Origin of the sequence: Sebaldella sp. S0638 (genome assembly GCF_024158605.1) — a bacterium.
Taxonomy (GTDB): domain Bacteria; phylum Fusobacteriota; class Fusobacteriia; order Fusobacteriales; family Leptotrichiaceae; genus Sebaldella.
Window position 1 is genome coordinate 1 of the sequence record NZ_JAMZGM010000169.1, and the last position, 6,285, is coordinate 6,285.

Annotated in this window: 3 protein-coding genes; all 3 read left to right on the plus strand. The window is 29.0% G+C overall.

Going from position 1 to position 6,285, the window contains the following annotated elements:
• The first annotated feature begins 232 nt into the window (after positions 1–232).
• The 3 genes from NK213_RS18595 (at position 233) to NK213_RS18605 (ending at position 6,248) form a co-directional block, all read left to right on the plus strand.
• Positions 233–2,008, plus strand: coding sequence for a DUF262 domain-containing protein (locus tag NK213_RS18595; RefSeq protein WP_253352042.1), 1,776 nt, complete (start codon positions 233–235; stop codon positions 2,006–2,008).
• A 461-nt stretch (positions 2,009–2,469) separates the two neighbouring features.
• On the plus strand, positions 2,470–3,000 hold the full coding sequence (locus NK213_RS18600) for a hypothetical protein (RefSeq protein WP_253352044.1): 531 nt from the start codon (positions 2,470–2,472) through the stop codon (positions 2,998–3,000).
• Positions 3,001–3,458: 458 nt separating this feature from the next.
• On the plus strand, positions 3,459–6,248 hold the full coding sequence (locus NK213_RS18605; protein ID WP_253352046.1) for a filamentous hemagglutinin N-terminal domain-containing protein: 2,790 nt from the start codon (positions 3,459–3,461) through the stop codon (positions 6,246–6,248).
• Positions 6,249–6,285: the final 37 nt, after the last annotated feature.

Below are 6,285 nucleotides of genomic sequence, written 5' to 3' on the forward strand. Positions count from 1 at the left end.
CATAATAAAGTCCTCCTGTTTTTAGTTTATCATAAAAAGATTTTTTTATTTACAGACTTTTTATCACAGGCTCGATATAAATGTATAATTAACAAATTAAGTGTTGTTTAGGATTGAAAAGTAACAAATAAAGGAAATATATAGTAACATATTTAGATTAAAACTAATTACAATTACTGAATATCTCGTTTATCTGTTGCTTTTTTATTTTATTTAAAGAAGGGGGAAAGTAATGGAAGAATCTTTTAAACCATCAAATTTATCCGTGAATCAATTGTTTGGGGATCCTCAAATTATATATAAGATACCTCATTATCAAAGACCATATAAATGGGGGAATGAGCAGGTTGAACAGTTATGGGCTGATATTTTTGAAGCATATGAAAATAATATAGAAAATTATTTCTTAGGTTCCATAATTACAGCAAAACCAATGGAGCCAAAATCAATTTATTTAGATGTTGTGGACGGACAACAAAGAATGACTACTTTGATGATTTTATTTTGCGTCCTTAGAGATAATTTTCCAGATATAAATAAAGATGATGAAACACTTTCACTGGTAGTAAATTTAAATTCTATTAAGTCAGTAATAGCGTTGAATAATAAAGTTCAACGGTTAAAATTATTTACTCATGCCCAACATCAGTCAGATTTCATGGCAACCGTCCTAAACGATGGAGCTACTTTAAATATAGAGAAAACTTTTAAATATAATTTGAAAAGTGAACAGGATCCGATATATAAGTATAGAAATACAGCTAGTATCTTTAAAGAAAAGTTATCAAAATTGGATGAAAATACAAGAAATCATTTTATTAATTATATCTTTTTTAAAGTACAAATTATTAGGATAGATTGTTCGAATAGAGATTTTGCAATAAAACTTTTTCAGGTTTTAAATGATAGAGGGATGGATTTAACATCAGCGGATTTACTAAAAAGTTACTTACTTGAAAATATATATTATAAATATAAAGATGATAAAGAAATTCTAAAGCAATATGAAAATAATTTTATATTGGATTGGGTAGAAACAGAAAATATAGTCAAGGATACAGATATAAGTTTAAGTGATTTGTTGGCAATGTATATCTATTATTTATTAGGGTCAAGCCCTAAAAAAACGTTAATGGAAGAATCACAAATTCTATTTAAAGATAGAAATCCTAATCTTGTAATTTCAGAATTAAAAAATTTTGCTAAAATATACAGAGATAAAATTTACAATTCTGATTCAAAACTTGTATATTCTTTTAGATATATACGTTGGAATATGTATTGGAAAACAATACTAATGACGGCATTTGTCGAAAATTATAAATACACCAAAGAATTATTATATGAACTTAGAAGATTTTATTATCTATACTGGATTGCAGGAAAAACAGGCCCACACATTAAACAGGCATCTTTTAATACTATAATATCAATAAAATGTAAAAAACATTTAAATTATATAAAGACAATATATAATAACAGAATTAAAGATGACAGAATATTATTTATAGTAAAAGAAAATCTAAAATCTAATGTTGTAGATAATGAATCGTGGATAAAACCACTGTTAATTTTAATAGAATATGGAATTCTTGATGATTCAAAGAAAAGTTATATTAAGTTAGATAAAGAGCTTCATTTGGAGCATATCCTTCCCAAAGCATATAAGCAATATAAAGAATGGGGTCATATAAGAGACAATATTAAAGATAAATGGCTTAGAAGTGTAGCAAACTTGACATTATTAAGTGGTAGAAAAAATGTTGAAGCTAGTAATAGCCCATTCTCAAATAAAATGAAAATATATGAATCAGGAGAAGGGAAAAATACAACTTCTCTTAGAATATCCCAGCATATATTAAATGACTTTATAAATAAAAAATTTGATGGGCAGTGGAATGAAGAGGCATTAAAAGATAGATGGCAGTGGTTTTTTACTCAAATAGAAAAATTATTAGATATAGACTGTAATGATATAAAAAGAGATGGAGAGCCATTTAGAGTATAATCTGGATATCAAAATAAAAATCTAGAAATAAGAAGTGTAATGGTAAAGTAAAATCTTACTTATAAACTTAAAAAAAATGATTATTACAGTCGCAAAAAATAAATATAAAAAGACCTCTCAATTATAGAGAGGTCAATGAAAAAACGTGGAGACGTTCTTAAATGACAGTAAACTATTTATCTATTTTTCTTTCATTCTCCTACCATATAATTTTACCATACAAATTAAAAAAAGTCAAGAATTAAATTCATATATAATAAAACCTCCCCGTGTGGGAGGTATTTCAAAGGAGTTAAAATATAAAACTGTTTCACTACTTGTTATTTATCTCATGTCAATATAATTTTACCATACAAATTAGAAAAGTCAATAGCTTTTATTCTGTATAATTATTTTATTGGTTGTCTTTTTAAAAATATTGTTATATAATTTATAATAATTATTTTTAGATTGGAGAAAAGATGAAAAAGTTATATTTAGTATGTTTATTATTTATTTTAGGTCTTGTTTCTTTTGCAGAAACATATACAAAGACCGAACAGCGTGAAATCATAAAACAGTTCGCTATATTCCAAAGCGCTTTGAAAGGAAAGAATTTTCCTAAAATGGTAGAGACAGTATATTTTCCTCTGTCATATGGATTTGAAGATGTAGAAACTGCTTCTGAAAATAAAAGCGAATTTTTCAAAAGCCTGAAAGACCTTACTCTTCCAAAAGTTGACACTAAAACAAACAAAATCTCAAAATACACTAAAAAAGGAAATTTAAAAACATGTGATTTTGAAGTAACAAATAAGTTTGTTTCATCTGATGACACTGATTTTCTGGAAAATTACGGAGTAGAGACAGGAAAATATTTCGTGGTTACAGCAAGTTATTTCACTGAATCTGATGATACTGAACTTATAGACGGTTGCACAGATTATAATACATATTTTTTCCAGTTGGAAAATAAAGAATTAAAATTAGTAAAAAAAATAGAACTCCCATAAATAAAAAGCTGTTTGATTCATATTGAATTTAGACAGCTTTTTTTATAAATCAGATTTATTTTTTTATTATTTATATGCTGTAATGAGAAAAAATAAAAGGAGTTAATATATGAGAGCTTATAAATTAAGAGTTACACTTCTAGGTACGCATATACCTACTATGAAGAAAATGATTATGGGCAGAGGAACAAGGTTATGAAAATTATGTTATAGATGAGAAAAATATGGCTTTAGAAGAAGCGTTTGAGAGAATTGAAGAATAAGAAAGAGGCTAATTTTATATCTTCATTTTAACAGAAAGTAATAAAATATTGACATAGAGTAAAGGAAATTATATAATAATTAAAAGAAAAAAAGAAAAAGCAATATTGAAATAATAGTAGAAGTATAGGTAAAACTGTAATTAAATTAATATTTTTGAATATTGTTTTTTTTGTTGAATAAATAAGGAGGAAGTTATGAAGGAAAGGAATTGGCATAAGATAGTTAACAGGAACATTGCAATTAGTATGTTGTTGGGAATGTTCTTAAATAGTATGACATTTGGGAATGAATTAATAAAAATAAGGGAAGGCTCGACAGCACGAGTAATAACAGCACCAAATAATACTCCGATGATTGAACTATCCAATCCAGGTGGAAATCGGATTTCAGTTAATGATTTCGACAGACTAAGTGTCGACGAGAAAAACCTGATACTAAACAACATCTCACCCAAAGAAGGAATAGGTTACAGAAGTGAGCTTGGAGGAATAATAGCCCCAAATGAGAACTATACAGGGGCACCAGCAAAAGCAATACTATTAAGAGTACATAAAGACCCGTCAGTGATAAATGGATTTATAGAAGCAGCGAGCACAGGTCATGTGGATATGATTTTTAGTAATCCTAACGGACTGTATATAAATGGGGGCTTAGTAGGTAGATTTGGTGACGTAACTTTTACGACAGGTCATGTAAGTGATGATTTAATGACAATAATGGTAAGGAATGGTAGAATAGAAATAGGAGCAGGCTTTAACGGAAATGCAGCAGAAAATTTGAGTTTACTTGCAAAGAGCATTCAGGTAAACGGACAATTAAATGGAAATGATTTAACTTTAATAGGCGGACAATATGATTATAATACAGGAACGAAGGAAGTAATAAAGCAGGGAGATAATCCTGGAGAAGTATTAATATCATCATCAGTAGTAGGTGGAATCTACGGTCGTAATATATATCTCAAAGCTGTTGGCGGGGACTTGGCAGTAAAAGGCTCGTTAGTTAGTGAACGTGTGTTGAAATTAAATGCGGATGGAACAATTTTGACTGAGAGAAGCCAAGGTTTGGAGAAAGTGGAAGTAAAGGCAAAGAATTTCACACAGGAAGGTTCAATATATACAGAAGGAAAATTAACAGTAGAAGCAGATAATACAACATTAAGAGGAAGTGGAACACAGGCACAGGAAATAGAAATAAGTGGAAATTTGAATAATGAAACAAATCTTTATTCAAAAAGCAATGTTAATATAGGTGGAGACACAAAAAATAAGGGTCAGTTAATATCAGAAGGAAGCTTGGAAATAAAAGGTAATCTGGAATCAGATTCATTAGTATACGGAAAGAATTCCGTAAAAGTAGGAAAAGACTTAACTAATAAATCAGATTTACAAAGCGAGAACGGGATTACAGTAGATGGTAATGTATCAAACACAGGAAAAATGATGTCTGAAAAAGAATTGACTGTAAAAGGAAATGTAAATAATGCAGGAATGCTTTATGGAAAAGACAGCATTAAAATAGATAAGAATCTAAGAAATACAGGAAGTGTAAAGACTACAGGGGAGTTATCAGCAAAAGATACAGAAAATATAGGGAAAATAACAGCAGAAAATAATATTAATGTAGATAATTTAGATAACAGTGGTGAAATAGTAACGAATAAGAAGTTAAATACAAAGAATCTTGAGAATAAAAGTACCGGAAAAGTATCAACGGTAGAAGGAATAAATACGACAGGAAATGCAGTAAATCATGGTCAAATAAATACAAACGGAAGTTTTATGATATCTTCTAATCTTGAGAACTATAATGTAATAAATGTAGGGGGATTAGTAGATACAAAAGATTTAGCAAATAAAGGAACATTAAAGGTATCTGATAAAATAGTATCTAGAGGATTTACTTTTAGCAATACCGGGGAAATAGTGACGACTAATTTGGATGTAGAGAGTACAAGCATTGTAAATAGTAATAAAATTAAAGTAGTTGAAACATCTAAATTAAAAGGAAGCAGTAGTATAAATAACCAGGGGATAATAGCTTCAAAGAATATAGAAATGACGACACCAGTATTAACAAACAGCGGTCAGATACTGGCAGAAGAAGTAATAACGGCAAATAATGCAAGTTTAAATAATACAGGAAAACTGGCTTCGAATGGAAGTATAAATTTAAATAACTCGTCATTAATAAATAGAAGTTCTATAGAATCAACAACAATAAATCTACAGAGCCTATTTTCATATGATAATGCGACAGGAACAATAAAAGGGGATAATATATATTTAAGTACAACAGGAAATTTATTACTTGAAGGTAAAATCCATGGAATAGATAATCTTTTGATATCAGGAGTGGACATAACAAACAATGGAAATACAATAAGTTCAGGCCTGTTAAGATTATCAGGAATTGATATAACCAATGACAAGACAATATCAGGAAGTAATTTAGAGTTACTGGCAACAGGGAATATCTTAAATAATTTCATGATAGAAGGAGAAAGAGGAAAATTATCAGGAAACAATATAGAGAATAAGGATCTGATAATATTTCTTGATGAACTGAATATAGAAGGTACAAAGCTGATCAATAAAGAAGCTTCTATTTACAGTGATAATAATCTTAATATTCAGACTGGAGATGTAGATAATACAGATGGAGAAATAGTAGGTCAGAGTACTCTGAATATAACAAGATTTAACCTTTTAGATAATACAAGAGGAATAATAGACAGCAGAGGAAATATCTTTTTAAGTGGTAATAAATTACTGAACAGCGGAGAAGTATCAGGACAATATAGATTGTATTGGAGAACATGGGACGGAGAGTATATCTATGATGATATATGGAGAGATCTGAATGATGATTATATGGAAAAAGGTGGCAAGATATTTGTAAAAGATGTGTATAATCCAATGACAGGAGAGTATTCGCATACAGAATATGGTGTTAGTATGAAAAAGTGGACACAAAAATCTTGATTGTGTAAACTAATTGAGAGAAGGCAGGTGTCCGAAA

Bases quoted from the DNA above. Each gene is read 5' to 3' on its own strand.
- NK213_RS18600 (WP_253352044.1), top strand. From the start codon at position 2,470: ATGAAAAAGTTATATTTAGTATGTTTATTATTTATTTTAGGTCTTGTT.
- NK213_RS18595 (WP_253352042.1), top strand. From the start codon at position 233: ATGGAAGAATCTTTTAAACCATCAAATTTATCCGTGAATCAATTGTTT.
- NK213_RS18605 (WP_253352046.1), top strand. From the start codon at position 3,459: ATGAAGGAAAGGAATTGGCATAAGATAGTTAACAGGAACATTGCAATT.